The organism is Rothia sp. 110740021-2 (assembly GCF_054263775.1).
Genome location: NZ_JBSZFE010000001.1, coordinates 309,460 through 331,290 on the forward strand (window position 1 = coordinate 309,460; position 21,831 = coordinate 331,290).

At 58.2% G+C, this 21,831-nt stretch carries 15 protein-coding genes and 1 tRNA gene; 7 read left to right on the forward strand and 9 right to left on the reverse strand.

Translation table 11 applies throughout. The features are described 5' to 3' along the window. Positions 1-60: 60 nt before the first annotated feature. Both ACUXHH_RS01345 and ACUXHH_RS01350 read right to left on the reverse strand, forming a co-directional pair. Positions 61-924: a FadR/GntR family transcriptional regulator gene (locus ACUXHH_RS01345; RefSeq protein WP_458390652.1), complete on the reverse strand. Its 864-nt coding sequence runs from the start codon at positions 922-924 to the stop codon at positions 61-63. Between the two features lie 224 nt (positions 925-1,148). Beyond that, complete coding sequence (locus ACUXHH_RS01350; RefSeq protein WP_458390653.1) at positions 1,149-2,822, reverse strand: L-lactate permease; 1,674 nt, start codon at positions 2,820-2,822, stop codon at positions 1,149-1,151. 834 nt (positions 2,823-3,656) lie between these two features. On the opposite strand from ACUXHH_RS01350, the gene ACUXHH_RS01355 reads away from it, so the two are divergent. From ACUXHH_RS01355 to ACUXHH_RS01365, 3 genes are read left to right on the forward strand one after another with little or no spacing between them, the layout of a single operon-like run. Beyond that, the gene (locus ACUXHH_RS01355) at positions 3,657-4,451 is read left to right on the forward strand and encodes a (Fe-S)-binding protein (RefSeq protein ID WP_279791078.1); all 795 of its coding nucleotides are present in this window, start codon (positions 3,657-3,659) and stop codon (positions 4,449-4,451) included. Between the two features lie 16 nt (positions 4,452-4,467). Then, positions 4,468-6,105, forward strand: a complete 1,638-nt coding sequence (locus ACUXHH_RS01360) for a lactate utilization protein B (RefSeq protein ID WP_279754769.1) — start codon at positions 4,468-4,470, stop codon at positions 6,103-6,105. Further along, positions 6,105-6,749, forward strand: coding sequence for a LutC/YkgG family protein (locus ACUXHH_RS01365; RefSeq protein ID WP_279754770.1), 645 nt, complete (start codon positions 6,105-6,107; stop codon positions 6,747-6,749). Before ACUXHH_RS01360 ends, ACUXHH_RS01365 begins: the two co-directional genes overlap by 1 nt. Positions 6,750-6,987: 238 nt before the next feature. Here ACUXHH_RS01365 and ACUXHH_RS01370 read toward each other — a convergent pair whose 3' ends face one another. Together ACUXHH_RS01370 and ACUXHH_RS01375 are read right to left on the reverse strand one after the other, a co-directional pair. After that, entirely contained in the window at positions 6,988-8,547 is a 1,560-nt protein-coding gene (locus ACUXHH_RS01370; RefSeq protein ID WP_458390654.1) for a molybdopterin-dependent oxidoreductase, read from the reverse strand. 598 nt (positions 8,548-9,145) lie between these two features. After that, the gene (locus ACUXHH_RS01375; RefSeq protein WP_279754772.1) at positions 9,146-10,663 is read right to left on the reverse strand and encodes a cation:proton antiporter; all 1,518 of its coding nucleotides are present in this window, start codon (positions 10,661-10,663) and stop codon (positions 9,146-9,148) included. Between the two features lie 381 nt (positions 10,664-11,044). Between ACUXHH_RS01375 and ACUXHH_RS01380 the strand changes: the two genes are divergently transcribed. Continuing rightward, a complete protein-coding gene (locus tag ACUXHH_RS01380; protein ID WP_458390655.1) occupies positions 11,045-12,178 on the forward strand; it encodes a hypothetical protein in 1,134 nt (377 codons plus the stop codon). A gap of 139 nt (positions 12,179-12,317) precedes the next feature. Here ACUXHH_RS01380 and ACUXHH_RS01385 read toward each other — a convergent pair. From ACUXHH_RS01385 to ACUXHH_RS01405, 5 genes are all read right to left on the reverse strand, one after another. Beyond that, a tRNA-Pro gene (locus tag ACUXHH_RS01385) sits at positions 12,318-12,391 on the reverse strand. A 109-nt stretch (positions 12,392-12,500) separates the two neighbouring features. Continuing rightward, a complete protein-coding gene (locus tag ACUXHH_RS01390; RefSeq protein ID WP_458390656.1) occupies positions 12,501-14,375 on the reverse strand; it encodes an ABC transporter ATP-binding protein in 1,875 nt (624 codons plus the stop codon). After that, positions 14,375-16,405, reverse strand: coding sequence for an ABC transporter ATP-binding protein (locus tag ACUXHH_RS01395; protein ID WP_458390657.1), 2,031 nt, complete (start codon positions 16,403-16,405; stop codon positions 14,375-14,377). The genes ACUXHH_RS01390 and ACUXHH_RS01395 overlap by 1 nt, the downstream gene beginning before the upstream one ends. Then, a complete protein-coding gene (locus tag ACUXHH_RS01400; RefSeq protein WP_458390658.1) occupies positions 16,405-17,418 on the reverse strand; it encodes a metallophosphoesterase in 1,014 nt (337 codons plus the stop codon). Before ACUXHH_RS01400 ends, ACUXHH_RS01395 begins: the two co-directional genes overlap by 1 nt. Positions 17,419-17,457: 39 nt before the next feature. Continuing rightward, positions 17,458-19,602, reverse strand: coding sequence for a transglycosylase domain-containing protein (locus tag ACUXHH_RS01405; RefSeq protein WP_458390659.1), 2,145 nt, complete (start codon positions 19,600-19,602; stop codon positions 17,458-17,460). Between the two features lie 166 nt (positions 19,603-19,768). Between ACUXHH_RS01405 and ACUXHH_RS01410 the strand changes: the two genes are divergently transcribed. From ACUXHH_RS01410 to ACUXHH_RS01420, 3 genes are all read left to right on the forward strand, one after another. Beyond that, positions 19,769-19,972 carry a DUF4177 domain-containing protein gene (locus ACUXHH_RS01410; protein WP_005504647.1) on the forward strand — a complete coding sequence of 68 codons (204 nt, stop codon included), beginning with the start codon at positions 19,769-19,771 and terminating at the stop codon, positions 19,970-19,972. Positions 19,973-20,157: 185 nt separating this feature from the next. After that, positions 20,158-20,640: a RidA family protein gene (locus ACUXHH_RS01415; protein WP_458390660.1), complete on the forward strand. Its 483-nt coding sequence runs from the start codon at positions 20,158-20,160 to the stop codon at positions 20,638-20,640. Beyond that, positions 20,633-21,802: an NUDIX hydrolase gene (locus ACUXHH_RS01420; protein ID WP_458390661.1), complete on the forward strand. Its 1,170-nt coding sequence runs from the start codon at positions 20,633-20,635 to the stop codon at positions 21,800-21,802. The genes ACUXHH_RS01415 and ACUXHH_RS01420 overlap by 8 nt, the downstream gene beginning before the upstream one ends. Positions 21,803-21,831: the final 29 nt, after the last annotated feature.

A 21,831-nucleotide genomic window follows, 5' to 3' on the forward strand; every position in this document is an offset into this window, starting at 1 on the left:
AATGTTCTTCCGGGGCGCCGCCCTTTAGCTATGTGGGGTTATGGGGTTGAGTGGCACATCCTAGCCGCGGTGCGCGTCTTCATCATGTACGTTCTCGCGGCACAAATCCTCGTGCAGAATATCCTGCGCCGGATGCTGCCGTGCCCGCTCTTCCGCAGCACGGTCAGACAGCGAATAAAACCACGTAATATGCTCACACACACGCTCATAGGCTGCCTGCTCATCGTGAGAGGTAATCGCCTCAATAATGCCGTAATGCTGCTGCTGCAACGTGCGCTTGACCGCCTCCCAGTCCTTCAAGAAAGGAACCGCCTCCTGCACATAACTCATCGTCGCCATGTGCAGAGAGTCAATTACCGTATCAAGAACAATATTGCCGCCGAGCTTCGACAGCTCATAGTGAAAACGCGTATCGCAGAAATGGAAACGCTCATTACTGATCTTCTTATCCATCTCTGCCAGATGCACGCGCGCCCGATCCAGCGCCGCTGCACGCTCCGGAGTGTCCGGCGCCGCTGCCGCCGCACGGGCCGCAGGGCCCTCCAACAGCAGGCGGGTTGAGACAACGTCCTTCACCGGCAGGCTACGGGTCGCAATGTGCATGCGTAGCGCCCAGCTGAGTGCATCCGACGGCTCCGAAATGATAATCGCACCGGACTTCGGGCCTGAACCGGTGCTGGAGCGAATCAGACCCAGCGCGTTCAGAACCCTCAAACCTTCACGGACTGAGGGTCGGGAAATGCCGTGTCGTGCGGCAAGTTCACGTTCGGAGGGGAGCTTATCGCCCACACGGAACTCACCCAGGCGCAGGCGCCGCTCAAAGTTCTCCAGGATGATGCTGTAGCTGCGGTCTGCCAGAATCGGTTGGCGGTCAACCGCAGGGGGCGCTTTAGCAGGCTGGGTATCGTCATGAGAATGAGGCATGGTCTCTCCTGATAACGAGGCGGATAACGAAAAAGACATACTCTGCGCCTGAGATATCTCCGAGATATTTCGGGCTATTCGTTGAGTGGTCAGGGCATAAAAAGCGGGGCGGCGGAACCGAGAAGGTTCGCCGCCCCGCCATGGCCTCCGGAAAATACCGGAGCGAATGTCCTATGGTCCTTGAGGTTTTCACCTCGAGAACTCTCTAAGGGGTGAGCCTCAGATTAGGGAACCAGGAAGGACAGAACGTTGGTCTGCAGGAAGACCAGGACGCAGACGACTACGAGCATACCGAAGGACCAGGGGAGGACAGCCTTGAGGATGTCGGATTCCTTGCCTTCCATGTCCACGGAGGTAGCAGCAATAGCCAGCGACTGCGGGGAGATCATCTTACCGACCACACCACCGGTGGTGTTAGCAGCCAGCATGAGCTCGGGGGTTGCGCCGTGGATACCTGCGTGCTGCAGGTTCTCAGCAGCAGACACCTGCAGCTTGGAGAACAGCGCGTTCGCGCTGGTGTCCGAACCGGTCACAGCTGTACCAATCCAGCCCAGAGCCGGTGCGAGGAACGCGTAGACGGTGCCCAGGCCTGCCAGGAAAGTACCCATAGCGATGGTCTGACCGGAGAAGTTCATGACGTATGCCAGTGCCAGAACCGAAGCAATGGTCAGGATAGACCAGCGCATGCGGTAGACAACCGAACCGAACTCGGTGAAGATTGCCGGGAACTTGAAGGCGTAGCGGCCCTTCTCGTTGAAGAAGAAGTAGACGACAGCAACAACCAGACCGGAGATGACCAGCAGGGTGCCGGGGTTGGACATCCAAGCGAAGTTGTAGACAGCGTCCTTGACGGGCTTGCCGTCAGCGGTGACGAGGCGGGAGCTCAGAGCCTGGATGTCGATCTTGATGACGAAGCTCTTCAGCCATGCCTTCAGGCCTGCGTGCAGGTTAGCAACACCGAAGATTGCAACGACGATGACGTAGGGCAGCAGTGCCATCCAAACGCGAACGGCGGGCAGAGCTTCCTTCTCTTCAGCCTGTGCGGGCAGGCCGTAGCGTTCACGAACGCCTGCGACGCCGCGCGGCTTCCAGAACTGCAGGAAGACAACAGCAACACCCATGGAGACGATGGAAGCAACAACGTCGGTCAGGTTGAATGCGGGGGTAGCAGCGGTGATCCACTGTGCGATTGCGAAGGAAACACCGATGATCAGTGCAGGCAGCCAAGCGTCCTTCAGACCCTTCATGCCGTCAAGGATGACCAGCAGGATGAGCGGAACGAGCATTGCCAGGAACGGAGCCTGGTGACCAACGATGGTTGCGATAACTTGTGCGTCCTTGCCGCCAACGTCAGCTGCGGTGGTAATCGGGACAGCAACTGCGCCGAATGCCACGGGTGCGGTGTTAGCGAGTAGAACGGTGATAGCAGCTTTGAGGGGCTTAACGCCCAGGGCGAGAATCATGGTTGCGGTAATTGCAACGGGAGCGCCGAAGCCAGCCAGTGCCTCGAGCAGACCGCCGAAGCAGAATGCGATGAGGATAGCCTGGATGCGCAGGTCGCCGCCGCCGAGGCGGTCGAAGACGCGACGGAGATCTTCAAAGCGGCCGGAGAGGACGGTGAGCTGGTAGAACCAGATTGCACCGAGAATAACCCAGCAGATGACCAGGCCGTAGATGCCACCGCGAATGGCGCCCAGACCGGCGAGGTCAGCGGGCATATGGAAGCCCAGGACTGCTACGAGGATAGATGCTGCCAATGCCACGAGTGCGGACCAGTGAGCGCGTGCCTTAACGCCCAGTAGCATCACAAAGAAGGTGAGGAGGGGAATGGTTGCCACGAGTGCGCTGAGGCCGAGGCTACCTCCCACTGCATTGGTTACAGCGGTATAAGTTTCCACTGGAACTCCTTTGGTTCAGGGTGTGTCTTGTGTGTGGTTAGACCATAGATAAGCCTGTTAGGGGAACGAGTCATTGTTTCCCATACGGGGATGTGGTCAGACCATTGATCGCATGTTTAGAAGAGTACCGGATAGTGCGGTGTTTCACCAAAAGTGACCTGACTCATTTTCGTATCAAAGGGATGCTTAGCGGGTTTGTATCCCGTGAATTTACCGAAATATTGCGACTCTGATAGTTAATTCCAGCTTCTGAAACTCGGATATTTCTGAAAGCGTAAAGAACTGGGTGCACGAGTGGCTACCTTGTCCAGTGGGGATTCTTCAGATGTCGGCACATTCTTGAAAAGAATGTTGCATTAAAGAGGAGTTGTCCCACAAAACAATCATAAATTCTTCAGAAAGGTGGATTTCTAGTCGGGTTTGTCTAGTGAAGGTGTGTGTTTGATAAACGTTCAATGGATAAAGAGGGGTGGGGGTAAAAAGTAGATGAGGTCATATATATCGAAAGGCGGGAAAGCATACCTTAAGGTCAGGGTAACCTAACCGATTATTTAACAAGGAAAGTATGCGCTATTTCGACTAGAGAAAAGCCGCACAACGGTGTTAAATGGCAAGGAAGATAAAAGACATCACCACGGTTTCTGATCCCACCGCATCCCACCTCCACTTGGGGCGCGCACACCAGCCGGAACCTACCGGCCCAGCTTCCCCGACTCAAAACATCTGAGTCGATTCTTCTGGAAGACCGAACGTGTTCGGACTGTGCCCCGCCTGCCCCAGACGCAGGCGGTGAGACCGAGAAACTCTGAACACAGAGGAAAGGACGGACAAGTCATGCGCATTGCACTCTTCTCCACGTGCATCGTTGACGGCATGTACCCCCGCGTAGCACGCGCCACCGTCGAAATTCTTGAGCGCCTGGGCCACGAGGTTGTCTTCCCCCCGAACCAGACCTGCTGCTCCCAGATGCACGTCAACTCCGGCTACTTCGATGACGGCTACGAAGTCATCAAGAACCACGTTGAAGCTTTCGACTCTTGGGACTGGGACGTTGCTGTTGCACCTTCCGGCTCCTGCGTTGGCTCCCTGCGTCACCAGCAGGCAATGGTTGCACGTAGCCGCGGCGACGAAGCACTGGCTCTGAAAGCAGAGCAGATCGCTTCCCGCACCTTCGAGCTCTCCCAGCTGCTGATCGACATCCTCGGTATCACCAATGCCGCTGAGCAGCTCGGCTCCTACTTCCCTGAGCACGTCACCTACCACAGCTCCTGCCACGGTATGCGTATGCTCGGCCTGGGCACCCGCCAGCAGGACCTGGTCCGCACCGTTGAGGGCATCAAGTACACCCAACTTGAGGGCATGGACCAGTGCTGCGGCTTCGGCGGTACCTTCTCCTTCAAGAACGCTGACGTCTCCGGCGCAATGGTCAACGACAAGGCAGACAACATTGAAGCAACCGGAGCATCCGTATGTACCGGCGGCGACTGCTCCTGCCTGATGAACATTGGCGGTGCGCTGATGCGTCGCGACTCGGACGTGCAGACCATCCACTTCGCAGAGATTCTCGCATCCACCAAGGAAAACCCGCTCAAGATTAGCTCTGAGCGCGTCGAGCTCTCGATCGCCTAAGGAAAGATAAGACCTCATGACTGCTATTCAGCTTGGTATGCCCAAGGTCGTTCACTACGGCGAGGGCAACATTTTCGAAGAAACCCCCTTCCCCAAGTACGCGAAGGAAGAGCTCAAGAACGAGCAGCTGCGCGCCAACCTGCGCTTCGTGACCCACGCGATCCGTAACAAGCGTGCCAACGTCACCAGCGAACTGCCCGACTGGCAGGAACTGCGCAACACCGGTGAGTCCGTCAAGAACTACGTTCTGGCGAACCTGCCCGAGCTGCTCGAACAGTTTGAGCGTAACTTCACCGCCGCAGGCGGTCACGTGCACTGGGCACGTAACGCCACCGAGGCAAACCAGATTGCTCTGGACCTGATCCGCGAGCAGGGCGTGGACGAAATCATCAAGATTAAGTCCATGGCAACCGCAGAGACCGGCCTGAACGAATTCCTCGAAGAAAACGGTATCAACGCTATCGAGACCGACCTCGCGGAAGAAATCGTCCAGCTCGGCCACGACCGTCCCTCGCACATTCTGGTGCCCGCAATTCACCGCAATCGTCGCGAAATCCGTGACATCTTCCTGCGCGAAATTGAGGGTATTAACCCGGACATCACCGATGAGCCGGCAGAACTGGCAGAGGCATCGCGTTACCGTCTGCGCAATAAGTTCCTGAACACCACCGTGGCAGTCTCCGGCACCAACTTTGGTATTGCCGAGACCGGTACCCTGACCATCGTGGAGTCTGAGGGTAACGGCCGTATGTGCCTGACCCTGCCCGACACCCTCATTACCTTCATGGGTATTGAGAAGATTCTGCCCACCTTCCAGGACTACGAGGCATTCCTCCAGCTGCTGCCCCGTTCCTCCACCGGTGAGCGCATGAACCCCTATACCTCCATGTGGACCGGTGTGACCCCCGGTGACGGCCCGCAGAACTTGCACGTCATCCTCATCGACAACGGCCGTACCGCCGTTCTGTCCGACGAGCTCGGTCGCCAGGCACTGCGTTGCATCCGTTGCTCCGCATGCATGAACGTGTGCCCCGTGTACGAGCGCGCAGGTGGTCACGCCTACGGCTCCACCTACCCGGGCCCCATCGGTGCAATCCTGTCTCCGCAGCTCTCCGGTATTGAGGCAGCAGAGAACAACTCCCTACCGTACGCATCCTCCCTCTGCGGCGCTTGCTACGAGGTCTGCCCCGTGAAGATCAACTTCCCCGAGGTCCTCGTGCACCTGCGCGCTAAGGATGTTGAGTCCAAGCACGCTGTCCGCGAGTTCGAGGGCAACAAGAAGGCTCCCTTCTCGCAGATGGACGGCATGATGCTCGGCGCGAAGAAGCTCTTCACCTCCGGTAAGATGATGTCGATTGCAGAGCGTGGTTTGCCCATGTCCCGCCTTATCAGCGGCCGCAAGCACAAGATCACCGCTGTTCCCGGTATCGTCGGCGGCTGGACCGCTTACCGCGACATCCCTGAGCCCCCCAAGGAATCCTTCCGCAACTGGTGGAAGAAGGAAAAGGGTCAGGTTCCGGCACGCGATAACGCTGAGCGCGTTGACATTCAGGCCCTCATCGAGGCAAACAAGGGTAAGGTCGCTGAGGCGGCAGCAAACGCCAAGGCAGCTATGGACGCCCAGGCAGCCCGTGAAGCTAAGGAGAACAACTAATGTCCTCTGCTAAGGAAGATATCCTCGCACGTATCCGCTCGTCTCTGGCTGACGCACCCGTCGCACCCGAGCCCGTACGTAACTACCGCCGCGTCAGTGAGCTGAACGAAGAACAGACCATTGAGATGCTCGTCGACCGCCTCATTGACTACAAGGCAAACGTGTTCCACGCGAACAAGGAGAACATCTCCGAGGTCATCGCAGAGCGCCTGGGTGAAAAGTCCACCTACGTGGTTCCAGAGGGCCTGAACATGGAGTGGCTGCCGGCTGACACCGCTGACCGCAAGCGTGTCACCGACTCCGGTAGCACCCTCAAGCCCGGCTGCCTGAGTCTGAAGGAACTGGACGCAGTCGACGCTGTGGTCACCGGTTCGACCGTCTCCTGCGCAGAGACCGGCACGATCTTCTTGAACACCAACCCTGACGAGGGTCGCCGAGCCATTACCCTGGTGCCCGACCACCACATCTGCGTGGTGCCCCGTTCCACCGTGGTGGAGCTGGTTCCCGAGTCGATTGAGCGTATCACCTACATCCGTCCCGTGACCATGATTTCCGGTCCGTCGGCAACCAGTGATATTGAGCTGATTCGTGTGGAGGGCGTGCACGGTCCCCGTACCCTGGACGTCATCATCTACGACGCCTAAGGTGCAGCGCCAGAAGGCAAATCTCTAAAGAAACCGCCCGAGAGCTAAAGCTCCCGGGCGGTTTCTTTATGCCCTCGCGGCTCTAGTCTTCTGAAGCATATGCATAAGTCATGAGGGTACAAAAACGGTGGCGGGCCCATGTTCCCGCCACCGTTCGGTGCTTTATATGGTTGCTTATCGATGCGTTACCTAGCGGAGTGCTGAAGGCTCTACTGTAGCGATGCCTCCGCGTGGGTGCTTAGGCTCGTGCGTCGAAGTGCTGCAGACCGGAGTCCTCGCGGCTACCGCCCTGGCCATCGCCAACATCGCGGTAATCCTTAATCCACTCAATCTTCTGAACCCACTTAACCATCTTGTAGCCGTGCATAGAGTCCGCACGCAGACGGAGCGGGCCACCGTACACATCCGGCAGAGGCTTATCATTCATGCCCCAAGCCAGGATGGTCTCATCCTCCATAGCCATGGAGATATCCAGGCACTCATAGTACGGTTCGGTCGGTCGGCCGTCGTAGGTGTGGCCCACGTGGCCGAAGGAAGTCACCATGACATAACGAGCGTCATCAGTCTTCTCAACCAGTGCGAGAACGTCGCGCAGACGCACACCCTCCCACTTGGCGATACCGGTCCAACCCTGCATGCAGGTGTGCATGGTGATGTTAACTTCCTTGCCCAACTGCTTGAGATCGTCAAGGCTCAGGGACTTGGATTCCTTCACCAGACCGCCCAGCTCCAGTCGGTAGTCAACGAACTCGTGCTCTTTCAGGCGGTTCCACTCGGTGCTCTCACGCTCTGTCGGCGGGCGAGTGTTAACCCAGTGGAAGGGAGAAATATCGGCATCGGTGAAGGTCTTCTTCTGCACCTGACGTGAGGAAATACGATCCAGCAGGACGTTACGAATCGGCTGGGTCAGACCCCAAATGAAGGTCTGGGTGAATCGCAGGTCGCGCAGGGACCAGTACGAAGCAAAGAGCCACAGAGCGACGGCAAAGACAATACCGCCAATGAGCATGGTGACTGCCTGAGCGAACTGTGCTGCATCCACCTCGTTATAGGGCTTGTTAAGCATCATGTGAGCGATGTTGTACTGGGGGTGAACCACAAACACCAGAGCCACGTGAATAACAGTGAATACGCAGTAGAAGGCCATGCCCAGGAAGTGGGTGGAACGTGCGGTCTGGCGGTTACGGAAGAGGCGCACGTAGCCGGGGAAGCGGCCGCAGAATGCCGGGCTCATAATCGGGCCGGTTGCAATCATCAGCGGTGCCACAATGAACACCACGGTGAAGTACATAATCTGCTGCAGAGCATCGTACGGCTGGAAATGCTCAATGGAGGGAATCTGGAAGCCAGCGTAAATCTGGATGGATTCCCACGCCTGCGGGATGATGTCCCAGCTGGTCGGGACAATGCGGCGCCACTGGCCGGTCAGGAACAGCAAGGAGACGTAGACGAGACCGTTAGCAATCCAGATAAAAGTCACAAGAGCGTGCCATGCACGACCCAGACCAATCTGGCCGTTACCAGGTAGGGAGATAAGCGGCGACAGTCGACGCTGGTCGTCGCGGGCAGTAAACTCACCGGGGACAGTCGAAACCTTGTCCTTGGTGAACTTGAGCCATTCGGAACCCGGGGTGCAGTGGTTGTTCCAGTACAGACGGGGGTGAGAGGCGAGAACTTCCCAACCTGAACGAATCAGGAAGCCCATCATAATGAAGTTGATGAAGTGCGTAATTCGGAGCCATGACGGGAAGTCCAGCTCTACGCCACCAGTGCTCGCGGTGAGGAGTAGTTGGTGCATGATGTTTCCTTCAGAGATGACTGTGTGTGCAGACAATCGATAGGATTCAGTGCGAGGCCTTAAGATGTGAGGTTAGAAATAATTACCTTTCTGGCCCATATGATCCTCCTCCGTGGTTGGGAGCCGCCGGGGTATCGTCGCGGATACTCCCGAAAGGGGCACCTCCCGTGTGTGAGGGGGAGATGCACCAGCTCCCGCTGGGGCGGAAGCGGCTCTGTGCATGTATGTTGGTTTATGTGTGTTTTAGGGAAATACCCTGTGTGCTTTCAATTTTATAGGACAAAGTGTCAGTCGAGAAAGCTAAGACACGTCATCTTCTGGAATATTTGCATAAAAAATCCGAATTTAAGGAAATTTTTTTGTGCCTCCCCTGTTTTATAAGGAGATTCAGGGGCAAAAAACTCGCCATACCCTACGGTGAGGGCATGGCGAGTTTTGAGCCTATTTGTGGGATGCCTTGTGAAATTGAATAGCGTAGCTGCCTGTTATTATGTGGTTTTTGTCGGGGCAATCCCACATAAAGTCGATGTGACTGTATGCGGGGCACCTGCTCAAACTATTTCATTCTATGAAAGACCGAACCACCACATAGCCGCAGCTACTTCTGCGCAGCATCTGTATTCTTTACAGAGCCCCTGTGCTTCTTTGCTGCATCCCGAGACGCAGTACAGGAATCAGCCGAAGCAACCTCAACCTCGGCAGAATCAGATTCAGAATCAGCCTGAGACTTCAAACGAACCACCGGAATCATACCCGTAGTCAGCTTCGTCTGCGCATTACGCTGAGCCTTCAGAGCATTCATCTGCTCCTTACGGCTAGGGGCCTCCTGAACCGGCTCTGCATCACCAAATGCCTGACGAATGCCCAACGCCCACAGCGGGAACAACAACACCGTCAGGGCGCCGCCTGCAACCAGCAGCGAAGCTGTCGACTCCTCCAGAAGACCCGAACTGGTCGCAACCTCCGTCACCGCCACAATAATCGGCAGACCCGCAGCCGAATACAACGCTAACTGCGCCTTCTGTGCGCGAGTGGTCAACCCCGAACGGGTATCGAAGAAATGCTCCGCCAAAAGCACCGGAACACCACGGCACAGCAGAATACCCACCACCACGGCAAACAGACCCAAAGGCTTAGCCACCACAGCAGACACATCAATACCCATCCCGCTGACCACAAAGAACAGCGGAATCATGAACGTAAAACCAACCACCTCAAGGCGGTGAGTCATCATGTGCAAAGCCGCCGGAGGGGTCAGAGTACGCAGAATCAGACCCGCCGCAAAAGCACCGAGCACCGCATCCAAATCAAAAAGGGCGGTGCACATAATCAAGGTCGCCAGCAGGAACATCGCAAGACGCAAAATGGTCTGGCCGGTCGTATTCGCCTCCGCAGCCATAATCTGACGCAGACCCGGCACATGCGCAAACAGACGGTGAGGAATCAGCGCCACAATCACCGCAACCACCATAAACGCCAGCAACACCACAAATGCCATGCCCGGCGAACGCGAAGACAGCAGCAACGAAATAGCGAAAATCGGCAGAAGCTCACCCACAGCACCGTGCACCAGCACTGCATTACCCACCGGCGTACCGGCAGCACCGTGAGACTTCAACATCGGCAGCAGAGTACCCAACGCCGTGGAACTCAACGCCACACCCACCGCAATATACGTATTCATCTCGCGCGAGAACGACGTAATAACCGCCGCACCCGCCATACCCAGGGCAAAGCACACCACCCAGGTGGCAATAGCGCTATAGCCCTGACGGCTACGCAACGAGGACACGTTAATCTCAAAGCCCGCAATCAAAAAGAGCATGCCCAGACCAAGCTCCTTCAGCAGCGGGATACCGCCCTCACTGCTGGCAAGGTTGAGCATATTCGGGCCAATCAGCAGACCAAAAATGAGCAGGAAAACCACATCCGGGATCTTCTTACCCGTCAGCCGCGAAAGAATCGGCGACAGCAACGCAACCAACGTAATCCAGAAAATAGACACAAACTGGCCGCTATCGTGGCTCGACCCTTCCGACAGAGTCGTACCCGAAGCAAGAAGAGCACCAGACGCCCTCAAATCCGTCAAGAAAAGCGGGGAAAAAGTCGAAAACATAAAACCTCAACGTGGTGTGTGCAGGTGGGGCGCGTTTGGGACAGTAAAAGGAGCGAAATTATGCTCCCGCGGGATTGCCCCACCTTTAAGAACGTACCAATGGTACACACCCAACCTCGTGCAATAACACTTGAACAGCACTCACCAATAGGGCAAGAAGCTCCAGCCAGCAGCCGACAGAGAGGCAGCATGAGAGCAAAACCTCGGCGCCACCGCCGGACCAGACACAGCTTCCACCGTTACACTTAACACCTATGCCAGAGCATCCGGCACACACCACCGGATGCGGCAGATACCCTGGCAGCGCACATCCCCTGGCAGGGCACACACCACCGGCAGGGCGCACAGACTCTCAAACACGGCACTACAAGGAGCGAGGACATGGCAGCAGGGCGCACACAACCCATCCCCACCGTCAGTAGCGGGGCACGTGCCGCCTCCCTCGGAGGCACCCGACGCGACCTAGGGCTCGACCTCGCCCGCGCCTTCGCCGTGCTCAGCCTGCTCATCCCCTTCGGATACTGGCTGCAACTGATCCCGGTGTCCTGGAAGTTTTGGATCCCGCAGACCCTCGTACCGGCAGAGCCGCTCTTCGCCGCAATTCTGGGCGCAGCCGCCTGGCATTACGCACGCACCGCGAACTTCCCGCAACTCTTCGCCGGAACCATCGTGCGATTCCTCGCGCTGCTTCTGCTGGGTGTGGCACTCATGCAGGGTGCTACCTACCTGCCGCAAGCCGGCGTGACCGTACCGGCGCAGGGCTTCGCATACTCTCTGCCCTTCGACATGCTCGTGCACCTGGCGCTGCTTACCCTGCTAACCCTATTCGTCGTGCACCTGCCCCTGTGGGCGGTCGCCGTGCTGGCGGTGGTCACCAGCCCCTTCATCACCTGGACCTACACCCTCCTCATGGACGTAGCTGCACACGCCGATCAGTGGACCGCCATGCAGCTGCCGTTCCTCGCAAACCACGGCGTCAACCACGCGCAGAGCGCGCAACTCATCTGGGTCATGTGCCTGGGCATCGTGCTCGTGCGCCTCTACGACAACCTGCAGGCAAAGCTCGCAATCCCCGTAGTACTCGCTGTACTGGCGCTCGCCGTCTACCGCATCTTCAACCCCTACACCGAGCTGGGCTTCCTCGACAGCCCGCAGGTGCTGCTGACCCTAAACCTGGCGGCAACCCTGTACTTCTGGGCTGAATGCGCGCGCCTGCTCTCCGCGCAGGCCGGAATGCTTACCCCCATCGCCCGCCTGGGCCAGATGTCGCTGAGCGCCTCCATTGTGCTGAGCGGAATCATTATTTACGCAGGCCCCACCGTCAAGGCTCTCACCGCGGGCGAGCACTACGTCGCCACCGGAGGCTGGGGCACCGCCGTGTACTGGAGCGCCTTCCTGCTGCTCGGCGCTGTTATCGCCCTGGGCTTCTGCACCCTCTGGTCGCGCATGGCGCGCTCCATTGCCGGACGCGGCCCCTTGGAGGCGATTCTCTCCCTCATCTCCGGGCGCGGCTAAGCGGCTAGAACATAATATGAAAGCGACCCCCTCGCCCGCGTTCCTGCGGGGGTAGGGGGTCGCCTTTATGTGCTCAACATCTGCAACAGAAATACTGCGGGTACGACAAAGCCCCGGTCCAATGGACCGGGGCTAGTTGTCGGGATGACAGGATTTGAACCTGCGACCTCGTCGTCCCGAACGACGCGCGCTACCAAGCTGCGCCACATCCCGATGTTAACCTATCAGCAAATACCGTAGGCAACTCACCTAGGATAACCCAAAAAAAATTAGAACGCAACACAACGGCACGCCACCGGTTGGAGAGGGGCAGATAAAGTTTCTAGGCTTCAGTCTCCTGAACCTGATTCAGCTCATCCCAGGAGGCGTGCATCGCCGCAAAACGACCACCGGAGGCAATCAGATGCTGCGGGGAACCATCCTCCACCACGGAGCCTTCATGGATCACCAACACACGATCAGCGCCCAGAACCGTCGAGAGGCGATGCGCAATCACCAGCGCCGTACGCCCCGCCAATACGGTTCGCAGCGCCGCCTGCACCGCGCGCTCACTCGGAATATCCAGCGAAGCCGTTGCCTCATCCAGAATCAGCACCCGTGGATTCGCCAAGAACACGCGAGCAAAGGACACCAGCTGACGCTGACCCGCCGACAGGGTAATACCGCCGCGACCCAGCTGCGACTCGTAGCCGTTACGCAGACGCTTAATGAACGCATCAGCTCCCACCGCCTTCGCGGCAGCCTTCACCTGCTCATCGCAGGCCTGTGGGTTACCCATGCGGATATTCTCCAGAATCGACGTGGAGAACAGGAACACCTCCTGGGTCAGCATGAGCACCTCATGGCGTAGCTGCACATCTGCCAGCTGACGAACATCCACGCCGTCAATACGCACCTGACCGGCTGAAACATCGTAGAAACGAGCTACCAGCTTAGCGATAGTCGACTTACCGGCACCCGTAGCACCCACCAGCGCCACGGTTGTACCCGGCTCAATGCGCAGGCTGGTCTCCTTCAATGCGTGACGATCCGACGTGTACCCAAAGACAGCTGAATCTAGCTCCACCAGGGCACCGTGAACCGTGCCGCTCACGCCATCAGAAACACCAGGACCAGACTCGGCTGCAGGCTCTACAGCGCGCTCATGCGGATGTTGCGGCTCAGCAACCTCCGGCTCCTCAGCCAAGAACGACGACAGCTTCTCCAGCGCGGACATCGCCGACTGGAACATGTTGTAAAACTCAGAGAGCTGCATGACCGGCTCAAACACGCGGTTCGCGTAAATCACCAGTGCCAACAGGGTACCAATCTGCATGGTGCCGCCCAGCACCGCATAACCACCCAGCACCAGCGCGCCGGCAATAAACACATTGCCCAAAAGCATCAGCACGGGCGAGTAGATGCCGAAAATCTTAATCGAATCCATCACCGCAAGACGGTAACGCTCCGACGCCTGAGCGTACTCAGAACGCTTCTGTGCCTCCGACCCAAAGGCCTTCACCGCGCGGATACCCGTAAACGTCTCCACAAAACGGCTTGTCAAATGCGCAGACTCGGTACGCATCGTGCGGAAAACCGGTACCGCGGTTTTCTGGAACCAACGCGTCAAGAAGTAAATTGGCACGCCCATGACCAGCATAAACAGGCCAATACGCCAATCCAGAAGGAAAATAGCGACCGCAGAAATCACCATGGACAGCAACGTAATCGCCAACTGGCTGATGCCGCTATCCAAGAAACTGCGGACCGTATCGATATCGCTAGTCAGACGCGAAATGACCTTACCCGAGGTGTACCGCTCATGGAACGACACGCTAAGCGACTGTGCGTGACGGAACACCCGCTTACGCAGGTACACCACCACACCCAGCGATACACGTACCGTGTACGCCACGTTGACCCACGAAAAGATCGCGGTCACCGCGGTAGCCGCCACAAAAAAAGCCAGCAGAGTCAGCAGGGGAGAAGCGTCACCCTGTCTGAGCGGTTCAATGGAACTATCTAAAACGCGGGCAATCAGAATCGGCACAACCGCGGCTGACCCGGACACCAAAAGTACCGAAATAATCGACAGAACCAACGCCCCACGGTGTGGGCGCAACATCTGGCGCAGCAGAGCCATCGAGCGTTCACGGGTCTCCGCGCGCTCTTGCGGGCTCATCTGCTCTCGTGGCTCCACCGGACGATAATGGGCCATTAGCCCTCCTCTATCGTCATGAGCTGGCGGTACTGTTCCGAAGAGTCCATCAGTTCAGCATGAGTACCCTCAGCGACCACGGAGCCATCAACCATCAGTAGTACGCGGTCCGCTAACGCGACGGTGGAGGGGCGGTGCGCCGTCAGCAGGGTAGTAGCGCCGCCCAGGCCCTCCAGCCCCTCACGCAGGCCGGTAATAATACGTTCCTCGGTGTTCACGTCCAGCGCCGAGAACGGATCATCCAGCAGCAGCACGGAGGGGCGCTTCGCTAGGGCACGCGCCAAGGACAGACGCTGACGCTGACCACCCGAAAGGCTCAGACCCTCCTCACCAATGACGGTATCCAGACCCTGTGGAAGCTCCGCCACGAAATCGCAGGCAGCCAGCTGCAGCGCGGTCTGGAGGGTCGTCTCCAGCTCTTCTGCGGTGGGGTAGTCTTCATCCTCGGTGCCTCGCTCGTACTGCTCAGCAAGGCCCATCAGCACGTTCTCGCGGACTGTGCCGGAGAAGAGCACCGCCTCCTCAAAGACGAACGCGGTCTGGGCGCGCACCTCCTCAATAGATATTTCGGCGGTATCTCGGGTTCCAAAACGCAGGGAGCCGGAGGTCGGTTCGTAGAAACGCGGAACCAGTGACAGCACGGTCGACTTGCCGCTACCGGTTGCACCAACCAGCGCCAGAATCTCGCCTGGGAAGACCTTGAAGTTTACGTCCTTCAGCACGAAAATCTCCGGTGCCTTCACCTCAGATCCTGCACCGGCAGTCTCTGCAGGAACAGATGCTTCGGCAGCATCGTAGCTGAACTGAACCTGATCGAAAGTGACAGATACTGCGCCACCGCTGGGGTACTGCATAATTTCCTTCCCGGAGCCGCCCTCGGCAGACACTCCAGTTACTGTTGACGAATCAGAAGCACCCTGCGGATGCACGGGCTCAGACACAGCCCCGGAACCACGGACCAGCGGCACGGCCTCAAAGCCCGGCTCGTCCATGACCTCGTTGTGGCGTTCGAGCGCCACCTTATAGCTCAAATAGGCAGACATCAGCGCGGTCGAGCGCGTCACGTGGCTGAGCACGGTCGTCTGCACCGCAAAGTAGGCGGTCATCGCGCCCAGGCTCAGGGTGCCCGCGGCAACCTGCGAAGCGCCCACAGCCAGCGCCACCGCCGTGGAGACACCCACAATCAGGCCCTGGTACAGGGCAACACGAGCCACCAGCATCGACCTGCCGTACTCGCGCGCCTGCAGGGCGTCCACCGACTTGGCATATTCCTGAATCTGCTCGGGGGAGCGACCCAGCGCCTTAATCACGCGGATGCCGCGTACAGACTCCTCAATACGGGTGGAGAGATCACCCGTCATCTGCTGAATCTCATGCGAGGCGCGGTAGTACTTGCGGGTGAAGTTCACCAGCGACAGCACCAGAATAGGCACGGTCACCACGAACACCAGCGCCAGCGACGGTGAAGAACGCAGCATGAAGAAGCCACCGACCAGGAACATCACCGCAATAGTCAGTAGCTGCACAATACCGAAGGACAACCAACGGCGAATCGTGCCCAAATCGCTCATGGAGCGGGTCAGCAACTGACCAGAGGGCCAACGATCCAGCAGAGAAAGCGGGGCGCTGAGCAGGCGGTCAAAGAAGTTCATGCGCATGGACAGCTCAATCGTGGAGGTCGGATCCACAATCAGCCAGCGCCTCCAGTACATGAAGGAGGCGTGCGCAATACCCAGCAGAAGCACCAGGCCACCGGCAATCCAGATGGCGCTCTCGGTGGTGCTCTGCGAGAGATGATCCACAATAATCTGCAGTACCTGCGGGATGGAAATCTCAAGGGCACCGGCACCGAACGCCACGAGCAGACCCACACCCCAGCGCACACGAATCGGACGCGCATACGCGGCGAGGGTGCGCGGGGCACGCTGACCGTGCGCGTAGTCAATCGGGTCGGGGGTCGGTTCGCTCGCCGTCTCCAAGAAGGGGTTGCGGCGGCGCTTAGTCGTGCTTGCTGTAGAAGCCTCAGACATTAGCGGCGGCCACCTTTCGAAGCGTCGGCTTCACCCTTATCGCGAGCCGTGAGGGTCACCAGGATTGCCTCCGGCGGGCAGAACAGACGCACCGGCGCAAAACGAGAGGTGCCCAAGCCGGCAGAAACCTGAACCGGAATACCGGACTGCTCACTGACACCCTTCGCACGCGAAGGCGGCAAATCGCAGTTGCTGACCAGGGCATGACCGCCGGGCAGGCAGACCTGACCGCCGTGCGTATGACCGGCAAAAATAGCCTGCGCACCGTCCTGCACGAAGCGGTGCAGGGTACGCATATAGGGGGCGTGCGCCACGCCGATACGAACGCTCGGCTCGTCCCCCTCATCGAAGGCGCCGGGGGCGAATCCGGGGTGCTCATCGTAACGCAGGTGCGGGTCATCCACACCGGAGAATTCCAGGCGCAGACCATTGAGGTTCAGCGTGTCGTAGCGGTTAATCAGGCCCGTCCAGCCGCGCGACTCGAAGGCGTCGTGCATCCGCTCAATGGGTAGGGCTATGCGTGAGCCTTTCTCAATCATCTGCGGGGTGCGTGGCTGCCACAGGTAGCGTGCCGGGTTCTTAAAAATCGGCGCGAAATAGCAATTGGAGCCGGGCACAAATACGCCGGGGAAGTCCATGAGCGGGTCGAGCGCCTCCAACAGCGGACCCATACCGTCCACATGGGAGAGATTATCGCCCGTGTTCATCACCAGATCCGGTTCCAGAACAGCCAGCGAGTGCATGAAGTCAATCTTCTTCTGCTGGCCTGGAATCATGTGTATATCCGAAATATGCAGAATCCTAAAGTCGGGGCTACCGGCAGACAGCACCGGCAGGGACTCGGTGCGGAGCTGAAAATTATTCAGTTCAATAAAGTGCCCATACGCCGCCGTGGCGGACCCCAGGGCTGCAGTGGCGGCTACCGCCCCCGCTACCTTTTTCAGGAGCGGGGAGGAGCCGCGTGCGCCGGGGACCGCCACGGGGACGCGGGCGTTGATTGCGTTTTCACACATAATCAATCGCCTTTCAGGCTCAGCTGATGAGCTGTGATTCTACTTGTATGCCAGAATCTTATCGCCGGGGATGGTGAAGTCCTTCGAGTTGTACTTCGGTGCCATCGTCTTCATAAATGACTGCCACTGTGCACCTGCGTAGGTTGCACCATCGACGTACTGAAGGACTCGACCGTTAATGCCCACACCGTTCAGGGAGCGGAAGCCGAGGTTGTTGGAACCAACCCAAGACGCGGTGGACAGGCCGCGAGTGTAGCCGACCTGCCAGGTCTGGGAGGAGTTATCGTTCGTACCGGTCTTCGCAGCCGAACCGTTCGGCAGACCAATGCCGCGCTGAGAAGCGGAACCGCCAGGCTGGATAACGCCCTTCAGAACCCAGCTGACACCGTTAGCAACGTCCGGATCCAGAACCTGCTCGCACTGGTTCTGGTATTCCTTGAGGGTATCACCGCTGGTCTTGGTGATCTTCTCAATCGGACGGGGGGTGCAGTACTTACCCTCGGAAGCAAAGATAGCGTACATGGATGCGCTGGTCAGCGGGGAGATACCGTACTTGGTACCACCAATGTTGGTACCCAGGTCGGGGATGCTGTGCAGCGGTTCGCCGGTACCGTCCAGGGCGTGCATCTTGATGGACAGGTCGTGCACATCGCACAGGTCAATCTGGGAGAGCATGCCGTACAGGTACGAGTTAAACGACTGGCGAATACCGTACGCCGCGGTGTTGTAGCCTAGGCCACCGTTGACTGCGTTCTTGTAGGACCAGCCGTTCGGCTGACCGGTGTAGTAGTACTTACCGCCGTCGTAGCACTTGGCGTTCCAGCCGAAGCTGGTGGGCCAGAACAGCTGGGTACCGTTCACGGTAGCGTTAGCGCCGCGACCGCTGATGAGCCACTGTGCCAGAATAATCGGCTTGAACGTCGAACCGGGCTGGAAGCCAGGGGTACCACCGTACGCTACATCAACGTTGTAGTTGTACTCGGTCTTGGAGTGGTCGTTTGCGTCTGCGGGGCTACCGAGCTCGGTGTTCTGTGCCATTGCGATGACGCGACCGGTGCCGGGCTCAACACTGGTCAGAGCGGAGTTCACGTCGTTCCAGTTGGTTGCAGCCGGCTGGGTGGAGTCCACTGCCTGCTTTGCCGCAACCTGAGCCTCGGGGTTCAGGGTGGTGATCACCTTCAGGCCGCCACGCTTAATAGCGGTGTTACGCAGCTCAGCGGTTGCACCGAGGGACTCATCCTGCAACAGGTAGTTGACCACGTAGCGGCAGAAGAACGCCTTGTCGCCTGCCAGGGAGCAACCCTGGGACTTGGGGTGGACGTTGAGCTTAATGTCGCTGGCGATGGCGTCGCTGTATTCCTTGTCGGAAATCTTGCCGTCGCGGAGCATGGTGCCCAGAACGATGTCGCGGCGTTCACGGGCGAGTTCGGGGTTCACGGTCGGGTCGTACACGTTCGGTGCCTGCACCAGACCAGCCAAAAGCGCGGACTGTGCCACGTTCAGGTCCTTAGCGGAAATACCCCAGTAGTACTGTGCGGCAGCCTCAACACCGTAGTTCGAACCACCAAGGTTCACGATGTTCAGGTAGCCTTCAAGGATTTCGTCCTTGGACTTGTTCTGCTCCATAGAAATCGCAAGCTTCATCTCGCGAATCTTTGCAGCGTAAGTCTTGTTACCGTTCAGGGTTGCGGTAGCGTCCTCACCACGAGCCACAGCGGAGTCAACAATGAGGTTGTTGACGTACTGTTGAGTCAGGGTAGATGCACCCTGACGGCGGCCGCTGTTGGAGTTAATGATGTTGTTCAGGAACGCACGACCGATACCGATAGCGGAGACAGCACCGTGATTGTAGAAATCACGGTCCTCAACCGAGACGATAGCGTCCTTCATCTGCTGAGAAATCTGATTCAGCTTGACCTGTTCACGGTTCTCTTCAAAGAAGGTCGCGATTTCGGTCTTACCGTCAGCAGCGTAAATAGTAGAAGGACGGGAAGAGATGCCATCGGCAATGTCATCAGGAAGGTCCTGGAACCATGACATCGACGCGTTCGTGACCATACCCAAACTCACGGCAGGGGGCACGATAATAATTGCCGCGAGGAAACCGGCAATCACGCTGAACGCGAGGAACTGCAAAAAATCTCCCGGACGGTGATGCGAACGGGTTTTCTTAGATGAAGCCATTCATTCAGTTTATCCCATGAAACTGTGAGAAGTAGCCCGTCTCGGCACCCCACAGGGAGCCGGATGCTTCAGCCCTGAGAATAAAGCCCCCAAAAGCGCCGGACATTGACCAAAACCATAGTGAATCCCTTTTACTTATTGGATACCGGGCGATAGTCTAGAGGGTATGAAGAAATGGGAATACGCAACTGTACCGCTGATGATCCACACGACCAAGGCAATCCTCGATAACTGGGGTGAAGACGGCTGGGAGCTCGTAACTGTTCTCCCCGGTGCATCTGCACCTGCTGGTGCAACCCCCGCGTCGAACATGGTCGCTCCGACTCAGGGCAACCCCATCGCCTACTTTAAGCGCGAGAAGGCTGACTAAGAGCAGCGTACCCGGCGGTCACCTCAACCCCACTTTTCCTCTACATATAGGGGAGGATGGGAATAGTCGAGGCAGACCGCCGGTTAGCCGTTTAACAGCTGTTTGAATATCAGTAGCGTTTAGATTGACGGCATTCCCCACATCACCGTTTGGGTGCCAGCACCCGCCATCCTTCTGGAGTAATCATGACTGAATCCCGTATTGAAGCACGTATCCGCGAACTCGGTTACGAACTGCCCGTAGCACCCGCCCCCGTTGCAGCCTACGTTCCGGCTGTTACTTCCGGCTCCTACGTGTACACCTCCGGTCAGCTGCCCTTCGTCGACGGTGCTCTGCCCGAAACCGGTAAGGTTTCCGACTCTGGCGCTGAAGGCTTCGTGACCCCCGAGGACGCTAAGAAGTATGCGGGTATCTGCCTGCTCAATGCTCTGGCAGCAGTCAAGTCCGTTATTGGCGACCTGGACCGCGTGCAGCGCGTGGTGAAGGTTGTTGGCTTCGTAGCCTCCGAGGTGAACTTCACCGCTCAGCCCGCCGTCATTAACGGCGCCTCCGAACTGCTTGGTGAAATTTTCGGGGAGGCAGGCGAGCATGCCCGCTCCGCCGTGGGCGTTCCCGTTCTTCCCCTGGACTCGCCCGTAGAGGTCGAGATTATCGTTGAGTATGTCTAAACTGTACACCGGCGCTCTGCCACTATCTGCTATTCGTGCTGCCCAAGCTCAGCGGGCAGCGCAGGACGCTCCTGAGAAGACTGCACGTACCGAATCCGCACAGGACAACGGTACCGCCCAAAACATCAAGACTCTACCCCTGCCGGCGCAGGAACGCCGCTTCGGCACTCCCACCCCGGCTGAGGGCGTGCAGCGCCCCCGCATGTTTACCGGCCGCCAGTCAGGTCCGCGCACCGCAGCCATTCAGCGTCTCTACACGATTCCTGAGTTCATGCGCACCGCCGCCGAAAGCTGGCGTGCAGGCGGCAGCGAATGCACCGTCGGCTGTACGATGCGTCAGGCTGCCTCCGTAATTTTTGTGCGCGATGGCGACAACGGCATCGAGACGATTCTGACCTACCGCCCCGGCACCTCTCCGCTGGGTGTGGTGGCTTTCCCCGGCGGTACGGCTCTTCCCGGTGATGATGAGTCTGCCTCCTGGGTGGGTCCCGGCGCCGACTACTGGCAGGACCAATTCCACTTCTCCGATATTGCGCAGGCACGCCGCAGCGTCATGGCTGCCGTGCGTGAATGCTTTGAAGAGACTGGTATTTTGCTTGCCGGCGAGGACGAACAGGACGTAGTGGAGCGCTCTAGCACCCCTGAGCTCATGGCGTGGCGTGAAGCAGTTGCCAAGCAGGACAAGAGCTTCTCTGACTTCTTGACCTCCAGCGGTTTGAGCGTACGCGCTGATCTGCTACGCCCGGTCGCGCGTTGGCAGTCCCCGGATTTCTTCCTCAAGCGTTACGATATCGCCTACTTCACCACGGCGTTGCCCGTGGGCCAGGACCCGAAGCTACTGCTCGGTAAGGGTGTGTGGGGTGACTGGCTGAACGTGCGTGAACTGCTTGAAGCCAAGGACACCAGTGAACTGGGCGACCGCATCGGACAGTTCAACACGGTGGGCCGTACCCTCGACCAGCTTATTACCCCCGGGGTGATGTGCATGCTTGAATCGCTGGCGAAGGCACAGACTTCCGTGGCGTGGCTGTCCAAGCGCCGTAATATTGAGGTGAAGAAGCCCGTGCTCGTGACCCACAATGGTGCGTGCATGCTCTCCTTCACCGAGGTGGTTCCGGCAACCACTGGTAGCGTGTATACCGGTGCAGTGGGTGTGTTCTAACGAACTGCCGCAATGCGCGCCCATACGAT